Source organism: Pseudoduganella sp. R-43, from assembly GCF_049913255.1.
GTDB lineage: Bacteria > Pseudomonadota > Gammaproteobacteria > Burkholderiales > Burkholderiaceae_D > Rugamonas.
The window spans coordinates 944149-958538 of the sequence record NZ_CP183988.1 but is presented as its reverse complement, the minus strand read 5'-3'; the positions used below and the strand labels follow the sequence as shown (position 1 = coordinate 958538).

15 protein-coding genes are annotated in these 14390 nt (G+C 62.8%); 2 read left to right on the top strand and 13 right to left on the bottom strand.

The features are described 5' to 3' along the window. Window positions 1–30: 30 nt before the first annotated feature. The 7 genes from hpf to ACN9M3_RS04455 all read right to left on the bottom strand — a co-directional run bounded on the left by hpf (window position 31) and on the right by ACN9M3_RS04455 (window position 5444). The gene (hpf, locus tag ACN9M3_RS04485) at window positions 31–390 is read right to left on the bottom strand and encodes a ribosome hibernation-promoting factor, HPF/YfiA family (protein WP_426167899.1); all 360 of its coding nucleotides are present in this window, start codon (window positions 388–390) and stop codon (window positions 31–33) included. Between the two features lie 72 nt (window positions 391–462). Continuing rightward, window positions 463–1959, bottom strand: coding sequence for an RNA polymerase factor sigma-54 (locus ACN9M3_RS04480; RefSeq protein ID WP_426320784.1), 1497 nt, complete (start codon window positions 1957–1959; stop codon window positions 463–465). 9 nt (window positions 1960–1968) lie between these two features. Further along, complete coding sequence (gene lptB / locus ACN9M3_RS04475) at window positions 1969–2724, bottom strand: LPS export ABC transporter ATP-binding protein (RefSeq protein WP_426320782.1); 756 nt, start codon at window positions 2722–2724, stop codon at window positions 1969–1971. Window positions 2725–2726: 2 nt separating this feature from the next. Further along, window positions 2727–3287, bottom strand: coding sequence for a lipopolysaccharide transport periplasmic protein LptA (gene lptA, locus ACN9M3_RS04470; RefSeq protein WP_426167893.1), 561 nt, complete (start codon window positions 3285–3287; stop codon window positions 2727–2729). A 13-nt stretch (window positions 3288–3300) separates the two neighbouring features. Then, a complete protein-coding gene (gene lptC, locus ACN9M3_RS04465) occupies window positions 3301–3900 on the bottom strand; it encodes an LPS export ABC transporter periplasmic protein LptC (RefSeq protein ID WP_426320780.1) in 600 nt (199 codons plus the stop codon). Between the two features lie 9 nt (window positions 3901–3909). Beyond that, complete coding sequence (locus ACN9M3_RS04460; RefSeq protein WP_426167889.1) at window positions 3910–4446, bottom strand: KdsC family phosphatase; 537 nt, start codon at window positions 4444–4446, stop codon at window positions 3910–3912. Then, window positions 4446–5444 (bottom strand): KpsF/GutQ family sugar-phosphate isomerase, encoded by a 999-nt coding sequence (locus tag ACN9M3_RS04455; RefSeq protein WP_426167887.1) that lies wholly within the window; start codon window positions 5442–5444, stop codon window positions 4446–4448. Before ACN9M3_RS04455 ends, ACN9M3_RS04460 begins: the two co-directional genes overlap by 1 nt. Before the next feature lie 82 nt (window positions 5445–5526). Here ACN9M3_RS04455 and ACN9M3_RS04450 point away from each other — a divergent pair, with 82 nt between their 5' ends. Beyond that, window positions 5527–7506, top strand: coding sequence for a cation:proton antiporter (locus ACN9M3_RS04450; protein WP_426320777.1), 1980 nt, complete (start codon window positions 5527–5529; stop codon window positions 7504–7506). 102 nt (window positions 7507–7608) lie between these two features. Here the strand turns inward: ACN9M3_RS04450 and ACN9M3_RS04445 are convergent, their stop codons facing one another. Genes ACN9M3_RS04445 through ACN9M3_RS04435 form a run of 3 tightly spaced genes read right to left on the bottom strand, consistent with a single transcriptional unit; the run spans window position 7609 to window position 11134 of the window. Next, entirely contained in the window at window positions 7609–8748 is a 1140-nt protein-coding gene (locus ACN9M3_RS04445; protein ID WP_426323684.1) for a DUF484 family protein, read from the bottom strand. A gap of 20 nt (window positions 8749–8768) precedes the next feature. Next, on the bottom strand, window positions 8769–9620 hold the full coding sequence (locus tag ACN9M3_RS04440) for an MOSC domain-containing protein (protein ID WP_426320775.1): 852 nt from the start codon (window positions 9618–9620) through the stop codon (window positions 8769–8771). A gap of 59 nt (window positions 9621–9679) precedes the next feature. After that, window positions 9680–11134, bottom strand: coding sequence for an NYN domain-containing protein (locus ACN9M3_RS04435; protein ID WP_426320773.1), 1455 nt, complete (start codon window positions 11132–11134; stop codon window positions 9680–9682). Between the two features lie 72 nt (window positions 11135–11206). On the opposite strand from ACN9M3_RS04435, the gene ACN9M3_RS04430 reads away from it, so the two are divergent. Then, window positions 11207–11692: a nuclear transport factor 2 family protein gene (locus ACN9M3_RS04430; RefSeq protein ID WP_426167877.1), complete on the top strand. Its 486-nt coding sequence runs from the start codon at window positions 11207–11209 to the stop codon at window positions 11690–11692. 3 nt (window positions 11693–11695) lie between these two features. Here the strand turns inward: ACN9M3_RS04430 and ACN9M3_RS04425 are convergent, their stop codons facing one another. Genes ACN9M3_RS04425 through ychF form a run of 3 tightly spaced genes read right to left on the bottom strand, consistent with a single transcriptional unit; the run spans window position 11696 to window position 14382 of the window. Further along, on the bottom strand, window positions 11696–12301 hold the full coding sequence (locus tag ACN9M3_RS04425) for a hypothetical protein (protein ID WP_426167875.1): 606 nt from the start codon (window positions 12299–12301) through the stop codon (window positions 11696–11698). 60 nt (window positions 12302–12361) lie between these two features. Then, a complete protein-coding gene (locus ACN9M3_RS04420; protein WP_426167873.1) occupies window positions 12362–13291 on the bottom strand; it encodes a hypothetical protein in 930 nt (309 codons plus the stop codon). Next, window positions 13291–14382 carry a redox-regulated ATPase YchF gene (ychF, locus tag ACN9M3_RS04415; RefSeq protein WP_426320770.1) on the bottom strand — a complete coding sequence of 364 codons (1092 nt, stop codon included), beginning with the start codon at window positions 14380–14382 and terminating at the stop codon, window positions 13291–13293. The genes ACN9M3_RS04420 and ychF overlap by 1 nt, the downstream gene beginning before the upstream one ends. Between the last annotated feature and the right edge of the window lie 8 nt (window positions 14383–14390).

Here is a 14390-nt window from a genome sequence, read left to right as displayed (position 1 = left end):
CGCCCTTTGGTGTGCTGCACGGCCAGTCCTTTACATGGCGGTGGGTGGTGCCTCATACGTATCCGGGAAATGCTTGATGGCCGCATGACTGTGGTTCTGCACACGGTCCTTGTATTTCATGACCTGGCGATCCAGTTTATCAATCAGGGTATCGATGGCGGCGTAAAGGTCTTGCGACAGGCTTTCGACGTAAACAGTTTTGCCAGACATGCGCAGGTTGATTTCGGCTTTCTGGCGTTTCTCTTTCTCGGTGAGGTTATCTACAGTCAGGATGACAGCAATATCGATTACTTGATCGAAATGGCGCTTGACTCGTTCCAGCTTGTTCTGCACGTACTCGCGAATGGCTGGGGTCACTTCGACATGATGTCCACTGATGGTGAGATTCATACACACTCCTAAAGATGATGTCGCTCTCGAGTTCGTGCACGCCGAAACGCACAGAGGAACCCATGCACTGCACTACAACGATTTGCGGAGGCTAACTGGAGGGATCTTCAACGCTTCTCGATATTTGGCAACAGTCCGTCGCGCAATCACCATGCCTTGTTCACCCAGCATGTCCGCAATCTTACTGTCGGATAAAGGATTTTTCGGGTCTTCTGCTCCTGTCAATTGCACGATCAGTGCCCGTATCGCAGTCGAGGAAGCCTCCCCCCCGGCTTCGGTCGCGACGTGGCTACCAAAGAAATATTTCAACTCAAACATGCCATGCGGGGTGAGCATATATTTTTGAGTTGTTACGCGAGAAATAGTGCTCTCGTGTAGTCCCAGTGTATCAGCAATTTCACGCAACACAAGGGGTCTCATGGCCACTGCGCCATGACTGAAAAAGTTCTTTTGTCTTTCTACTATCGCTTCCGCGACGCGCAGGATCGTGTCGAAGCGCTGGCGCATATTCTTGATCAACCACTTGGCCTCCTGCAGCTGGCCATTCATCTGCGACTCGCTCTTGCCTTGCTTGAGCAAGTTGGCATACAGCGCGTTCACCCGCAGGCGCGGCACCACGTCGTTGTTCAGGGTGACGATCCAGCCGCCGCGGCCCTTTTTCACGATCACGTCCGGCACCACGTAGTCTGACTCGCCTGACGCAAATTCGGCGCCCGGATGCGGGTTGCACTGGCGGATCACGCACTGTGCTTCGCGCAAGTCTTCATCGTCGCAGTCGAGCGCTTTCTTCAGCTTGGTGAACTCGCGCTGGGCGAACCAGGCCAGGTGCTTCTCGACGATGGTCAGCGCCATGCGGCGCGTCACCAGCGGCACGCCGGGCATGCGCCTGATCTGCAGCGCCAGGCATTCGGAGGCATTGCGTGCGGCGACGCCGGGCGGATCGAAGCTTTGCAGCAGCACCAGGCTGCAGCGCAGGTCGTCCAGTTCGATTTCCAGCTCGGGCGGCAGGCGCTCGTGGATTTCTTCCAGCGGCTCTTCCAGGTAGCCGTTCTCGTCCAGCGCATCGATGATCAGTTCCATCAGCGCGCGGTCGCGCGGCTCCTGCACGGTGACGCGCATCTGCTCGAGCAGGTGTTCGCGCAGCGTGCAGCCGGACGCTTCCAGTTGCGGGCGGCTGTCTTCGTCGTCGGCGGATTTGCTGCCGGCGCTGGCGCTCCAGTCGGCGTCGTCGCTGCCGTTGCCGGCTTCATGGTCGCCGCCTTCATAGGTATCGCTTTCGCCGGCAGCGGCCGGGGCTTCGCCGCCCTCGCCTTGCGGGCCTTCAGCCGAAGGCGTGGCGGGAGCTTCGGCGCCATTGCCGTTGCCCTGGCTGATGGCGCCATCGGCCAGCAGCCGTACCGAGTGGTCGAGCGGGTCGTCAAGGCGCTCCAGCATGGGATTGTCGCCAAGCAGCTGTTCCAACTCCTGGTGCAGCTCCAGCGTGGACAGCTGCAGCAGGCGGATGGATTGTTGCAGCTGCGGCGTCAGCGCCAGGTGTTGCGAGGTTCGCAGTTGCAGTGTTTGTTTCATGGCCTTCGTTTACATGCGGAAGTGTTCGCCGAGGTAGACGCGGCGAACGGATTCGTTGGCAATGATGTCGTCCGGGCGGCCCGAGGCCAGCACGGCGCCCTGGTTGATGATGTAGGCGCGGTCGCAAATGCCGAGGGTCTCACGCACATTATGGTCGGTGATCAGCACACCGATATTGCGCTCCTTCAGGAAACGCACAATACGTTGGATTTCGATCACGGCGATCGGATCCACGCCGGCAAACGGTTCGTCCAGCAGCACGAAGCGCGGGTTGGTGGCCAGGGCGCGCGCAATTTCCACGCGGCGGCGTTCGCCACCCGACAGCGACAGGGCCGGGTTCTCGCGCAGCTTCTCGATTTGCAAGTCGGCCAGCAGCGATTCCAGGCGCTGGTTGATTTCCGCCTTGGGCAGAGGCTTGCCGTCCACCTTCTGCAGTTCCAGTACGGCACGAATGTTTTCTTCCACCGTCAGCTTGCGGAACACCGAAGCTTCCTGCGGCAGGTAGGACAGGCCCAGCGTGGCGCGCTTGTGGATCGGCAGGCTCGACACGTCGGTGCCGCCGATATCGATGGTGCCTGCATCGGAAGCCACCAGGCCGACGATCATGTAGAAAGAGGTAGTCTTGCCGGCACCGTTGGGACCGAGCAGGCCGACCACTTCACCGCAATCGACTTGCAGCGAAACGTCGTGCACCACCTGGCGCTTGCCATAGGTTTTCTGGAGGCCGCGCACGACCAGCGTGCTGGCGCAGTTATTTGCTTGCATGCTTACTTCTTCTCCGTCGGCGTCGCTGGGGGTTCGGTACGGGTCGGCTGGATCACCATGGTGCCGCGACCGCCGCCGGGCTTGCTCTCCCCGCTGGCCGAATTGCGCACGCTGAAAAATTCCTTGCGGCTGTCGTAAGAAATGAACTCACCCTGCACTTCGTCGTTCTGCTTGCCGCCTTCCAGGCGGCGGATGGTGGCCTTGTTGAACATCTTCACCAGTTCAACCTGTTCCTCGTATTCGATGCGGTCGGCATCGCCTTCCACCCACTGGTCGCCGGCGCCGTCGCGCTTCTGGCGGAAGGTGGCTTTCTTGCCGTCGCCAAACAGCGTCACTTGCTGGAAGCCCTCCGGCGTCTGCTTGACGTAGGCGCGCTCGGCCGTCATGGTCAGGGTGCCGCGGGTCAGCTTGACGCCGCCCAGCAGGATGGTGACCTGCTTGACGTCGTCGATGTCCATCGAGCCGTAGCTGATGTTGGTCGGCTTGTAGGAGTCGGCTTTCTCGGCCAGCGCCGGAGCGGCGACTCCCAGCAGCAAGGCTGCCGACAAGAGTAGTCGTTTCATGTTCATTCCTCAGTTATTGGTCCGCGGCCTTGGGCGGAATCTGCAGCGTGCCGTTGCCGGCCAGGTGCATTTCGCGCGTCGCATTATTGGCGCGCATGCTGTTGGCCGCAGCAGTCGTATCCCCCAGCCGCAGTTTCACCGGATGATCGGTTTCCATGCGGTCTTCGTCCGGGAAGATCACCAGCTTGTCCGATTCCAGGTGCAGCAGTTGCGATTGCGGCGATGCCGCGCGGTCGATCGTCACGCTGCCGTTCAGGGTGACGCGGCTGTTGGCGTCGTCCACGCGCGCCGTATTCGCCACGATCTCCATCGGCGGCTTCTCGCCGGCCAGGCTGTGCACGCGCGGATTGTCGATCTCGGACGAATCGTCGACCGGGCGGTGGGTCAGCTTGTCGCCGGCAATGATATAGCTTGGCTTGCCATCCTTGGTCATGCGCACGAAGGAGAAGTTATGGATGATGTAATCCGGCTCGTTCATGCGCTTGTCGGCCTGCATCTGATCGTCCGCGCGGTTCAGCAGCTCGAGCAGGTAGAAGCTGCCAAGCGCCGCCAGCAGCACGAAGATCATGCCGATCGACAGGCGGAAGCGGTGGGCGGTCCTCTGGTTACGCATTGCTTGCCCTTACACCAGGAACTGGGCCATCACGCGGTCATAGCTGCCGCTGGCGCGCAGCACGAATTCGCAGGCCTCGCGCACCGCGCCGCGGCCGCCCGCAGCTTCGGTAATGTAGTGGGAGCGATCGTGCGCCTCCTTGCGGCCATTCGGCACGCTGACCGCAAAGCCCACACGGCTCAACAGCGGCAGGTCCACCACGTCGTCGCCGATGAAGGCAACCTGCTCTTCCGCCAGCCCCAGGTCGGCCAGCAAGGCCTTGAACGGGGTCAGCTTGTCGTGGCCGCCCTGGTGCACGTAATCGATGCCCAGGTCCTTGGCGCGTGCCAGCACGATCGGCGTGCGCCGGGCGCTGATGATCGCGGTCTTGATGCCCGCTTCCTGCAGCAGCTTGATGCCCAGGCCGTCGTGCACATTGAAAGTCTTGACCATTTCACCGTCGGCGCCATACGTCAGGCTGCCGTCGGTCAGCACACCGTCCACGTCGAAGATGAACAGGCGCACCCTGGCTGCACGGGCAAGCAGGTCTTCGCGTTCGAGCGTCATCAGATCACCTTGGCGCGGGTCAGGTCGTGGATGTGCAGGGCGCCAACCAGCGTGCCGTCGGCATCCACCACCAGCATCTGGTTGATGCGGAATTCTTCCATCACCGCCACGGCGTCCACCGCCAGCTGGTCGGGGCCGATGGTGCGCGGGTTCAGATGCATCACGTCCTTGATGACGACCTTGCTGAAGTCCTGGACTTTTTCGATCATGCGGCGCAGGTCGCCGTCGGTGAAGACCCCGACCGGCTTGTTGGCCGCGTCGACGATGGCGGTCATGCCCATGCCCTTCTGGGTGATTTCCAGCAGCGCATCGGGCAGCCGCGTTTCCAGGCCCACGGCCGGGATGGCGCCATCCTTGCGCATGATGTCGCGCACATGCGTCAGCAAGCGGCGGCCGAGGGCGCCGCCAGGGTGGGAACGGGCAAAATCCTCTTCCTTGAAGCCGCGCAGGTCCAGCAGCGCCACCGCGATCGCATCGCCCAGCGCCAGCGTGACGGTGGTGGAAGCGGTCGGCGCCAGGTTCATCGGGCATGCCTCCTTGGCCACGGACACATCCAGGTGCACGTCGGCCAGCCTGGCCAGGCTCGACGCCGGCTTGCCGGTCATGGCGATCACGTGGCCGCCCATGCGCTTGACCACGGGCAGGATGGCCATCAGTTCGGCTGCTTCGCCGGAATATGAAATGGCGATCACCACGTCTTCCGGCGTCACCATGCCCAGGTCGCCGTGCGCCGCTTCGGCCGGGTGCACGAACAGGGCCGGGGTGCCGGTCGAGGCCAGCGTCGCCGCAATCTTGCGGCCGATGTGGCCGGACTTGCCGATGCCGGACACCACGACGCGCCCTTTGCATTGAAGCAACAAGGACACCGCCCGACCCACAGTTTCGTCGGTGGCCAGGCGCGCATTCAGCGCTGCCAGTGCGTCCGTTTCGATCTGCAGGGCCTCGCGCGCCAGTTCCAGGGCACGTGTTGCGGTCTTGGCATCAAAAGATTTCAGCATTGTTTTTTCATGGGTTAAACTCATGCCCGAAGTATAGCCGAATTAGATAAGCAAAAAACTTGCCAGACAAAACAAACAACGGATGTTCTCCCCTCTTGAACTGACCCTCCTCCTCCTCGGCAGCGCCGTCCTTGGCGTGGTCGCCTTCCGCATGATGCACCTGCCGCCGATGCTGGGCTACCTGGCTGTCGGCATCCTGCTGGGCCCCCATGCCATGGGGCTGGCCGAGCAAAGCCACGCGACGGAGTTGCTGGGCGAGTTCGGGGTTGTGTTCCTGATGTTCTCGATCGGGCTCGAGTTTTCCCTGCCCAAGCTGATGGCCATGCGCTCGATCGTGTTCGGGCTGGGCATGGCGCAGGTCGGCCTCACCATTGCCGCCACCATGCTGTTCGGCTGGCTCATCCACTTCCTGCTGCCGCCCTCGATCCAGCTGGGCTGGCAAGCTTCGTTCGCACTGGGCGGCGCGCTGGCCATGTCGTCGACCGCCATTGTAGTCAAATTGCTCACGGAACGCCTGGAGCTGGAGAGCGAGCACGGACGCAAGATCATCGGCATCCTGCTGTTCCAGGACCTGGCGGTGGTGCCGCTGCTGATTCTGATCCCGGCCCTGGCGCAGAATCCGGCCGACTTGCCCAAGACCCTGGGCCTGGCCGGGCTGAAGGCGGCCGTGGTGCTGCTCCTGCTGCTGTTTGTCGGCCAGAAAGTGATGCGCAAGTGGTTCACCATTGTCGTGCTGCGCCGCTCGCAGGAGCTGTTCATGCTCAACCTGCTGCTGGTGACGCTGGGCGCGGCCTGGATCACGGAACAGGCCGGCCTGTCGATGGCGCTGGGCGCTTTCGTGGCCGGCATGCTGATCTCCGAGACCGAGTACAAGCACCAGGTGGAGGAAGACATCAAGCCCTTCCGCGACGTGCTGCTGGGCCTGTTCTTCATCACCGTCGGCATGCTGCTGAACGCGCGCGTGGTGCTGGAAAACTGGTGGCTGGTACTGGTGCTGCTCACCGGGCCCGTGCTGCTGAAGTTTGCCCTGATCGCGGGCCTGGCGCGCCTGTTCGGCGCCTCCACCTCGACTGCCATGCGTACCGGCCTGGCGCTGGCGCAGGCGGGCGAATTCGGCTTCGTCCTGCTGAACGTCGTGGGCGGCATGAAGCTGGTCGACCCTTTCGTGGTGCAGGTGGTGCTGGCCTCGATGGTGCTGTCGATGCTGCTGGCGCCTTTCCTGATCGCGCAGTCGGACAAGATCGTGCTGAAGTTCTCCGCCAACGAGTGGATGATGCAGTCGCTGAACCTGACCAATATCGCAGCGCGCACGATGTCGGCGCAGAAGCACGTGATCGTGGCCGGCTTCGGCCGCTCGGGCCAGTCGCTGGCGACCTTGCTGACCGAAGAGAAGATTCCTTACCAGGCGCTGGACCTGGACCCGCTGCGGGTGCAGGAGGCGCAAGCCGCCGGCGCCAACGTGTCCTACGGCGACGCGGCGCGGCGCGAGTCGCTGGTGGCAGCCGGCATCAAGCGCGCTTCGGCGGTGGTGATCACTTACGCCTCGACGCCTTCGGCGCTGCGGGTGCTGCACCTGGTGCACGAACTGGCGCCGGAGCTGCCGGTGATCGTGCGCTCGCACGACGATTCGGACCTGGACCGCCTGAAGGAAGCCGGCGCCGCCGAAGTGGTGCCGGAACTGATGGAAGGCTCGCTGATGCTGGCATCGCACGCGCTGGTGATGCTGGGCGTGCCGCTGCGGCGCGTGGTGCACCGCGTGCAGCGCGCCCGCGAAGAGCGCTACGCCTCGCTGCGCGGCTATTTCCACGGCGCCAGCGACAGCGGCGAAGAGTCGGAGATGGTGCGCCTGCACTCGGTGCCGCTGGGCGAGCAGGCTTCCTGCATCGGCAAATGCGTGAAGGACCTGGGGCTGGATGGCACCGGCGCCGAAATTTCCGCCATCCGTCGCGGAACAGTGCGGCTGGATGCAGATGCTGGCACCACGCTGGAAGCCGGCGACGTGGTGGTACTGCGCGGCACGGCCGAGGAAGTGGCGCGTGCGGAAAACGACCTGCTGGCTTGAAAACCGGTAAGTCAGTGTCTGACCCGCAGGGTCAGACACTTGGCGCGCGGCCGTTGCAGGCTTGGTGTCTGACCCTGCGGGTCAGACACCGGGTTGCCGGTTCTACGCAGCGTAGCGGATCACTCGGTTGCGGCCGCCTTCCTTGGCCTGGTACAGGGCTTCGTCGGCCTGTTCGATCAGTTGCGTCGCCTGCTCTTCCGGCGACACGTCACCAGGCACCTGCGCCAGGCTGGACACGCCGACCGAAGCCGTGATCGACACCTTCACGCCGTGCGACAGCTCGATCATGCTGGCCGCGATGCCGGCGCGGATGCGTTCGCCCACATAGGTCGCGCTCTCCAGGTCAGCATCGATCAGCAGCACCACGAATTCCTCGCCGCCAAAGCGCGCCAGCGCGTCCGACAGCCGCAGCTCCGCCTTGATGCGGTTGGCCACTTCGCGCAGCACTTCATCGCCGCCGCCGTGGCCGACTGTATCGTTGACGCGCTTGAAATGGTCGATGTCGATGTACATGAACGACACCGGATAGGACTGCCGGCGTGCGCGCGCAATTTCTTCGAGCACGCGGCGATCGACGTAGCGGCGGTTGAACACGCCGGTCAGCGCATCGGTCAGCCCCATGTACTTCAGCATTTCGTTGGAGATCACGTTCTCCAGGCAGATGGCGATGATGGAGGCCATATGCTCGATGAAATCGGTGCCCAGGCTCGGCGAGAAACGCGTCGGGTCGGCGCTGCCCAGGTTCAGCGAGCCAATCAGCCGCTTGTTGCGCAGCAGCGGTACCACGCCCACGCTTTGCAGGCGCATGCCAGGCTGCGGGAACTGCGGCCCGTGCTTCCGTGCGTCGAACATGCCAAGGCAGGGCTTGGGCGCCTGGCCCGGTTCGATCTCGAAGGTCAGGCTCTCCGTGTCCGGCACGAACACCAGGTTGGGAAAGTCGGCGAAATCGACGCCCAGCTTTTCCATCACGGTGCGGATATCGTCATCCACGTCGACCAGCGACAGGGTCACAGCATCGAGGTCGGAAATCACCGGCAGGGTGCGGAAAATGGTGCCAATCAGCTCGGGGAAGCTGGCCGCGCCGACAATCTCCAGGTCGAATGCCTGGTGGCGCGTCATGATCGAGTGATTGCGTTCGGCCTGCTCGATCAGGTAGGCAAGACGGGCGCGCAGAGACTGGTTTTCTGCCGCCAGTTCCGCCAATGTGGGCTGCTTGCCCGTGATTTTCTGCGTGATCTCCATCGCCCTGCCGATATTCACTACTAAAACGACAGTGTAACCTCGATTGGGTCGCCAACCGATAGTTTTATGCCATCACCTGTTGCTACGATTGCATTCATGCCGAAGCAGATGCCGCCATCGACTTCCGGCTTGGCGCGGTAGCTTTGCAGGATGTCCAGCGGGTCCGGGCCGAATTCGCCGGTGGCCTGGTCGACCGACGGCATCGGGCAGCGCGCGCAGGGCTTGACCGGCTTCAGGACGGCCTCACCGATGCGGAATTCCTCGGTGTAGTCTTCTTCGAAGGCGTCCAGGTCTCCCACCACCAGGTTGGGACGGAAGCGGTTCATCGGCAAGGGCTGGCGGCCTTGCTGCTGCAGTTTTTCATTGAGGTCCTGCAGGGAACCGGTGCCGATCACCAGGATCGGGTAGCCGTCGGAGAACAGGGTCGGGTGCTGGTCGCCGTTAGTCCATTTGCCGCTGGTCAGGCGCTTTGCGTTGGCGTGGAAGCGCGCCAGGCGGCATTCGATGCCGAGGAACTTGCTGAACCAGGTGGCGGTCGTTTCATCGCAATCGTAGGCCAGCACGCTGTCGTCCCAGACTTGTACCTGCAGCGTCGGCGCGCGGTCCGGGTCGGGCAGGCCAAGCGGGATTTCCAGCTGCAGCATGCCGGGCGCGCGCAACTCCATGGCTTCAGCTTTCAGGCGCGGCACGATCAGCGCCATGCGCGGATGGTCGCGCTGGGTCAGCGCCACGCCGCCGGCGTCGACCAGCATCCACTCGCGATCGTAGATCTGCTCGGTCATCAGGCCGGCGCGGGTCAGGGTCGCGTGCTTCAACGACAGGCCCGCGCAGGACTTGATCGGGTAAAGGGTCAGTTCGGAGATGAAGGGCATAGTGCTTGCGAGTATGGCAGAAAAAACTTCGCCGCGCGGTGCGCGGCGAATCGTGAACGTTAAGCTTCTGTTTTCGGCTTCTTCGGCAGCTTGCTGCGCGCGGACGGCTTGTGCGTGCCGGGCTTCCTGACGCGCTTCTGCGCCGTCTGCTTGGCTTCCGCCGCGGCTTCCGCTGGCGGCGCTTCCAGTGCCGCTGCTTCGGCTACCACCGCATCAGCCGCAACCGCAGCCAACACTGCCTCGGCCTGCTGCACCGCTTCCGCCGCATCGGCAGCCGCCTGCGCTACCTTGCTGCCGCGCGAGCTGGCCTTCTTGGCCGCCGGCTTCTTGGCAGCAGCGCGGGTGCGCTTGGCCGGGGTTTCAGCAGGCGCTTCCGCCGGGGCTTCGGTCGCCACTTCCACCACTGGAGCCACCTCCTCCAGCGCAGCCACGGCAGCGACTTCGGCATCGGCTGGAACCTCGACCGGGGCGGCCGCAGTTCCTGCAGCCGCATCGCCCTCGCCGCGACGGCCGCGACCACCACGGTTACCGCGGTTGCGGCGGCCGTCGCGGCCTTCGCGTTCGCGGCGCGCGTCGCCTGCCGGCTCGCCGGGGGCAGCAGAAGCTTCCTCATGGAGTTCCTGCGCCTCCGCTGCAACGGCGTCCGCCACAATTCCAGCGTCCTGCTCGACCTGCGCTTCAACCGGCAGCACGACCGGCTGGCTGCTACGGTACACGTAGGCGCCGGACTTCTCGTCGCGGCCGAATTCCAGCAGGCCGCGCGCCTTCATTTCTTCCAGCAGGTTGCCGAAGGTGCGGAAACCGTAATACGACTCGCTGAAATCCGGCTTGCGGCGCTTGATCGCCTCCTTCAGCACGGAAGCCCAGATCTTGCCTTCGCCACGTTCGGCAGCCAGCGCATCGAACGTGGTGTAGGCGATTTCCACGCACTGGTTGCGGCGCTTGTCCATCTCTTCGCGGCGGCGCTTCTCTTCTTCCGGCGTGCGCTTCGGCTTTTGCTCGCTCGCATCGCGGCTCGCCTGGCGCTGGCGGCGCGATTCGCGCACCAGGTCGTCGTAGAAAATGAACTCGTCGCAGTTGGCCACCAGCAGGTCCGAGGTGGAATCCTTCACGCCCACGCCGATCACGCGCTTGGCGTTCTCGCGCAGCTTGGACACCAGCGGCGAAAAGTCGGAGTCGCCCGAAATGATGACGAAGGTGTTGACGTGGGCCTTGGTGTAGCACAGGTCGAGCGCATCGACCACCATGCGGATGTCGGCCGAATTCTTGCCGGACAGGCGCACGTGCGGGATTTCAATCAGTTCGAAATTCGCCTCATGCATCGGGCCCTTGAAGCCCTTGTAGCGGTCCCAGTCGCAGTAAGCCTTCTTGACCACGATGCTGCCCTTCAGCAGCAGGCGTTCCAGCACCGGCTTGATGTCGAATTTCTCGTAGTTGGCGTCGCGGACGCCCAGTGCGACGTTTTCGAAGTCGCAGAACAGTGCCATGCTGGCGTTTTCGTTGGGTGAGGCCATTTTCTTTACTGGATGCTGTGCACAATCCAACGATTATACTATTTCGCCAACATTGACCCGGGAGACAACCGAATGAAACGCTTGCTGATCGCCGCCGCCACCGTCCTCATGATGCACAGCGCTCTGGCCGTCGACCCGGACAGCGAATTCCGCCAGCAGGTCAACGCCTTCGTCGACAGCTGGCACGACGACGCAGCCAACACCCGCCCCGACTACTGGGACAAGTTCACGCCGGACGCCGTGTTCATCGGCACCGACAAGAGCGAGGTGTGGAGCTACCAGGAATTCAAGGCCTGGGCCAAGCGTTTCTGGGATCGCAAGAAGGCGTGGAGCTTCACCGCGCAAAAGCGCAATGTCTACTTCTCGCCGGACAAGAAATACGTGTGGTTCGACGAGCAGCTCAACACACAGATGGGGACTTGCCAGGCCAGCGGCGTGCTGGTCAATACTGGCAAGGGCTTCAAGATCGAGCATTACCAGCTGTCGCTGGCCGTGCCGAACCCGTTGATGGATAGCTTCACCAAAGCGATCGCCGAGCACGAGGCAAAGACCAAGTAACAATCAACCCCGCCTGTCCTCCGCGACGAAAACAGGGATCATCGGCCAGCCTGTAGCTCCTATCGTGGGGCCGCGCCCCGAATCGCCAAATACTGCAAAAGCCGCCGTAATTTCTTCCTTCAGGCTGCTTAGCAATTTTGGCGGAATCCGGGCTTGGCCTTCAATAGCAACTTGATTGGAGATGGGTCCGCGGCGATATAGCCTGTACCACGCACCATTGGCAGGCACAGCGAAAATGTCGTCTTTTTTGCCAGTAAGGTGCCACCCGCCGGACTGGAATGCTTTCTCGACCAGCACCCGCGCCTGCTCCAGGTTGTCCTCAGGGCCTGCTTGCATGTCCTCGACCGAATATTCGCAGTGATCTTCCTGCCACAAGTGCAATGTCCATTCGTTACAGTGGAACAGGTAGTGGTCTGCGGGCATCTCCCTTCGGCGCGGCAACCACAACATGAAGCTTCCCGCAGCCCGGTCGACCGTGAATCCGCCACCCAACCACATCACTTCCGCCGACTGGCGCGGGTGCAGGTACCAATGCCACCCGGCGAGCGCCGCGACCGAATAAATCCAATCGATGTCCTCGCGGGACATCTTCTCGACTTGATAGCCCATTTTTGAAACTCGATAGAAACACCGCGCAAGGCAGGACTTGGGCCGGCAATCCCCGCTCGATCAGTTGGAGCGGGCGAAGGTCAGGACCGCATTGTCGCAGCACCCGGCCGGCTTAATGGTCAATTCGAACGATGCGCTGACGACCGAGTAGCGCAGCAGCACCCGGGCCGGTTGATCCTCGACCAGTGCGGTATAGAGGGAGCGGTAGAAGGTGGTGTTTTCCTGTGCCAGCAGGTACAGCTGCTCATCCCACACCGTAGTCCTGGGCGACAAGGCCTTCAGATTGTCGTCGAAGGCCTCCCTCAGGCCGTACTCCATGCCTTCTTCGCGAAACGGCACGGTAAGCAGCAACTTGCCTCCAGCCGAGAGGCGCACGGACAGGTCGGGCAACACTTCGACCAGGGTGCTGGCGAGGAGCTTTTCGTCGCTCTTGCTCAAGCCCATGTCGCCCCCTTGGCGCGTGCCGCCGGAAATCGAAGATTCGCTGCCACTCCAGCGCCCCTTGCTGTCGCGGCTCAGGTCCCACATGGTATTGGCACCGCCAAAGCCTTGGATCGCGGACAGGCGATACTTGCCGACCGCACCGGCCAACAGCGCCTTTTTCGGCGGGATGATGATTTCAGAAGTCTGGTGGGCGACCAGCGGCAAGTTCTTGCCGCCGTCCGGCGATTGCCAGCTGCCCTGCAGGCTGCCGTCGCGCAGCACCGCGCGCAAGCGGCCCGTGACCGTGGGATTGAATGCGAGCTGCTCGTCCATCACAAGCGTGCCGTCGGGTGCGGCCTTGCCTTTCAGGAAGAGCTCGGATTTCTTGCCCGCATAGCGGTAAGTGCCGGAAATGACGCCATCGACATTTTTCAAGTCCATGCTGAACTTGAGCTTGTCGCCGATGGTGCCATCAAATTTCTTGTGGAAGTAGGTGCCCTGCTGCGCCACCGCCGGCGCAGTCAACAGCAGCGCCGCCAGCGCGGCAGCGAGGGCGCTGGCCTGCATCAAACGTTGAACAGGAAGTTCAGCACGTCGCCATCCTTGACCACGTATTCCTTGCCTTCAGCGCGCATCTTGCCCGCTTCCTTGGCGCCGGTTTCCCCTTTGAACGCGATGTAGTCGTCGAAGGCGATGGTCTGGGCGCGGATGAAGCCGCGCTCGAAGTCGGTGTGGATCACGCCGGCAGCTTGCGGCGCGGTGTCGCCTACGTGGATGGTCCAGGCGCGCACTTCCTTCACGCCGGCGGTGAAGTAGGTTTGCAGGCCGAGCAGCTTGAAGCCGGCGCGGATCAGGCGGTCCAGGCCAGGTTCGGCCATGCCCATGTCGGCCAGGAAGGCTTCCTTGTCGGCGTCGTCCAGTTCGGCGATTTCCGCTTCGATGGCGGCGCAGATGGCCACGATCGGCGCGTTCTGGGCTTCGGCGTACTTGGTCAGCTGGTCCAGCAGCGGGTTGTTGGTGAAGCCGCTGTCGGACACATTGGCCACGTACATGGCTGGCTTGGCGGTGATCAGGCACAGCGGCTTGATCAACGCCATGTCTTCGGCGCCCAGGCCCATGGCGCGCACTGGCTTGGCTTCGTTCAGGTGCGGCACCAGGGTTTCCAGCAGGGCTACCAGCTTGGCCGAATCCTTGTCGCCGGAGCGGGCTTTCTTCTGCTCGCGGGCGATGGTTTTTTCCACGGTCGACAGGTCGGCCAGCGCCAGCTCGGTCTGGATCACTTCGATGTCGTCCAGCGGTGATACGCGGCCGGCCACGTGTACGACGTTGTCGTCTTCGAAGCAGCGCACCACATTCACGATAGCGTCGGTTTCGCGGATGTGGGACAAGAACTGGTTGCCCAGGCCTTCACCCTTGGACGCGCCAGCCACCAGGCCGGCGATGTCGACGAACTCCACGATGGCAGGCAGGATGCGTTCCGGCTTGACGATTTCAGCCAGCTGCTTCAGGCGCGGATCAGGCACTTCCACCACGCCGACGTTTGGCTCGATGGTGCAGAACGGGTAGTTCTCTGCCGCGATGCCGGCCTTGGTCAGTGCATTGAAAAGAGTGGACTTGCCGACGTTAGGCAGGCCGACGATGCCGCATTTGAGACTCATGGAAAACC

What these genes read in the sequence shown, in the direction of transcription:
- ychF (WP_426320770.1), bottom strand. Translation starts at nt 14,382, where the DNA reads ATGAGTCTCAAATGCGGCATCGTCGGCCTGCCTAACGTCGGCAAGTCC.
- ACN9M3_RS04440 (WP_426320775.1), bottom strand. Translation starts at nt 9,620, where the DNA reads ATGCCCTTCATCTCCGAACTGACCCTTTACCCGATCAAGTCCTGCGCG.
- lptC (WP_426320780.1), bottom strand. Translation starts at nt 3,900, where the DNA reads ATGCGTAACCAGAGGACCGCCCACCGCTTCCGCCTGTCGATCGGCATG.
- ACN9M3_RS04420 (WP_426167873.1), bottom strand. Translation starts at nt 13,291, where the DNA reads ATGCAGGCCAGCGCCCTCGCTGCCGCGCTGGCGGCGCTGCTGTTGACT.
- ACN9M3_RS04425 (WP_426167875.1), bottom strand. Translation starts at nt 12,301, where the DNA reads ATGGGCTATCAAGTCGAGAAGATGTCCCGCGAGGACATCGATTGGATT.
- ACN9M3_RS04455 (WP_426167887.1), bottom strand. Translation starts at nt 5,444, where the DNA reads ATGCTGAAATCTTTTGATGCCAAGACCGCAACACGTGCCCTGGAACTG.
- lptA (WP_426167893.1), bottom strand. Translation starts at nt 3,287, where the DNA reads ATGAAACGACTACTCTTGTCGGCAGCCTTGCTGCTGGGAGTCGCCGCT.
- ACN9M3_RS04480 (WP_426320784.1), bottom strand. Translation starts at nt 1,959, where the DNA reads ATGAAACAAACACTGCAACTGCGAACCTCGCAACACCTGGCGCTGACG.
- lptB (WP_426320782.1), bottom strand. Translation starts at nt 2,724, where the DNA reads ATGCAAGCAAATAACTGCGCCAGCACGCTGGTCGTGCGCGGCCTCCAG.
- ACN9M3_RS04460 (WP_426167889.1), bottom strand. Translation starts at nt 4,446, where the DNA reads ATGACGCTCGAACGCGAAGACCTGCTTGCCCGTGCAGCCAGGGTGCGC.
- ACN9M3_RS04430 (WP_426167877.1), top strand. Translation starts at nt 11,207, where the DNA reads ATGAAACGCTTGCTGATCGCCGCCGCCACCGTCCTCATGATGCACAGC.
- hpf (WP_426167899.1), bottom strand. Translation starts at nt 390, where the DNA reads ATGAATCTCACCATCAGTGGACATCATGTCGAAGTGACCCCAGCCATT.
- ACN9M3_RS04450 (WP_426320777.1), top strand. Translation starts at nt 5,527, where the DNA reads ATGTTCTCCCCTCTTGAACTGACCCTCCTCCTCCTCGGCAGCGCCGTC.
- ACN9M3_RS04435 (WP_426320773.1), bottom strand. Translation starts at nt 11,134, where the DNA reads ATGGCCTCACCCAACGAAAACGCCAGCATGGCACTGTTCTGCGACTTC.
- ACN9M3_RS04445 (WP_426323684.1), bottom strand. Translation starts at nt 8,748, where the DNA reads ATGGAGATCACGCAGAAAATCACGGGCAAGCAGCCCACATTGGCGGAA.